Here is a 716-nt window from a genome sequence, read left to right as displayed (position 1 = left end):
GTTCCATCAAAACTGATACCTGTGTTGTATTCGTTAGAATCACTTAAATCCCCATCGGCTGCATTATGCGCGGCGATGTCAGTAGCGTTTGCAGCTATTGCAGTATTTTGAGTTGTTTGCTCTGCTTCAAGGTTGTCGATGTCGGTTACGTTAGTAGCGATGTCGGCAGTATTCTGATCAACATCCGCTTGGATAGCAGTGTCGTCATAAGCCAGACCGCTAATGTCTATTGTTTGATCACCACCAATGTCTGTAACCGTAAGGTCCGTTCCATCAAAACTGATGCCTGTGTTGTATTCGTTCGTAGCGCTCAAATCTCCATCGGCAGCATTATGCGCGGCGATGTCTGTAGCATTTGTAGCGATAGCAGTATTCTGAGTTGTTTGTTCCGCTTCAAGAGTGTCAATATCTGTCGCATTTGTTGCGATGTCGGTTGTATTTGTAGCAATTGCAGTATTTTGAGTTGTTTGCTCTGCTTCAAGATTGTCGATGTCGGTTACGTTAGTGGCGATATTGGTTACATTGGTAGCAATGTCGGCAGTATTCTGATCAACATCGGTTCTGATTGCAGTGTCGTCATAAGCTAAGCCGCTAATGTCTATTGTTTGATCACCACCAAGGTCAGTAACGGTTAAGTCGGTTCCATCAAAACTGATGCCTGTGTTGTATTCGTTCGTAGCGCTCAAATCTCCATCAGCAGCATTATGCGCAGCGAT

Annotated in this window: 1 pseudogene; it reads right to left on the bottom strand. The window is 44.7% G+C overall.

Annotated elements, in window-relative coordinates:
* Positions 1 to 716, bottom strand: a pseudogene (locus Q4500_RS18620) (hypothetical protein); the annotation flags it as partial.

The organism is Maribacter sp. 1_MG-2023, from assembly GCF_030547005.1.
In the GTDB taxonomy this organism is placed as follows: Bacteria; Bacteroidota; Bacteroidia; order Flavobacteriales; family Flavobacteriaceae; genus Maribacter.
The sequence above is the reverse complement of the archived record's forward strand: the minus strand, read 5'-3'. Positions and strand labels throughout refer to the sequence as shown.